This window comes from Streptomyces sp. P5F9 (genome assembly GCF_057961495.1).
This window is the reverse complement of sequence record NZ_JBXVPZ010000945.1, coordinates 1-1,184: the sequence shown is the minus strand read 5'-3', so window position 1 is coordinate 1,184 and position 1,184 is coordinate 1. Positions and strand designations below refer to the sequence as shown.

Sequence of the window (1,184 nt, the reverse complement as noted above, 5' to 3'; positions counted from 1 at the left end):
CTCTCCCCCCGCTCCCTCAAGCCGCCCCGAACGCCGAGAACGCCCAGCCCGTCGCCTGATGCACCGCATCCCCTGGCAGCGACGCCCGTGCATCGCGCAGGGCTTCCGCCAAGGACAGGCCGGCGCGCAGGCCCTTGTGGAGGGCGAGCATCAGGGGGACGACCGCCGAGTCGTTGACGGGGGCGCTGCTCGCGATCACGCCTGCCGTGCCCAGGGGGAGCAACGCCGTGACCAGGCCGAGGAGTTCGTCCGCGCCGACTGACGCGAGGCGGGCCGTGTCGCAGCTGGAGAGGATGATGCGGTACGGGCTGCGGGCGAGGCGTTCGAAGTCGTGGACGATGAGCGGGCCGTCGGCCATGCGGAGGGACGAGAACAGGGGGCTGTCCGCGCGGAACGTGCCGTGGGCCGCGATGTGGGCCAGGGTCGCGCCGTCCAACTCGGCCAGCACGCGGGGGACTTCGGCGTCGTCGTGCTCCAGGACCGTGGGCCTGACATAGCCGTCGGCGAGGTCCGGGACCTCGGCGCCGCCGGTCGCGAGGCCCGGGCCGCGCACCAGGACGTGCCGGTCGCCGGGCGGCGGTTCGGTGTCCAGGGCGCGCAGCCAGCTGCCCGCCGACGGCGACACGCTGAGCACGCGATCACGCAGTGAGGGCAGCAACGCCCACGGCACGCGGTGGAGTCGGCCCGGCGGGACCACCACCACCGGGCCGGAGCCCAGGTGCCCGGCCGCCTCGCCGAGGAGGAGTTCCTCAAGGCGTCGGCCCGCCGCCTCCACCACCGGGAGCCTCGCCTCCGCTCCGGGGTGCGCCAGGCGCCGTAGACCCGCCTGTACGTGTTCTGCCTCGGCCATCGCCTCCGCGAGGAGGCCCGCCTCGAAGCGGCGTACCCGGCCCTCCCCGCAGAGCAGGGCGTGCACCCGGCCGTCCACCACGGCCAGTTCGACCAGCCGTCCCTCACCGAGGCGTGCCAGCAGGCGAGTCGGGTCGAAGCGGTCGCCCTCGCCGGGGGCGTCGCCGCGCATGTGGAGGGTGCGGGAGCGGATCTCCCGTTCCAGGCGCCGCTGTTCGCGTTCCAGGGTTGGTACCGGGTGGCCCTCCATGCGGGCCTCCTCCGCGCGGGCGGCGATCTCGCGGAACGCCGTCAAATGGCTGAGCAGGGTCGGGTCGGCGGGGGGCCTGGTGGGG

The 1,184-nt window shown here is 74.9% G+C and carries 1 protein-coding gene; it reads right to left on the bottom strand.

The window, feature by feature from the left end; all coding sequences use genetic code 11:
* Nucleotides 1–16: 16 nt before the first annotated feature.
* The coding region (locus tag AC31A1_RS51685; protein WP_489659955.1) for a CHAT domain-containing protein at nt 17–1,184 on the bottom strand (1,168 nt) is incomplete at its 5' end.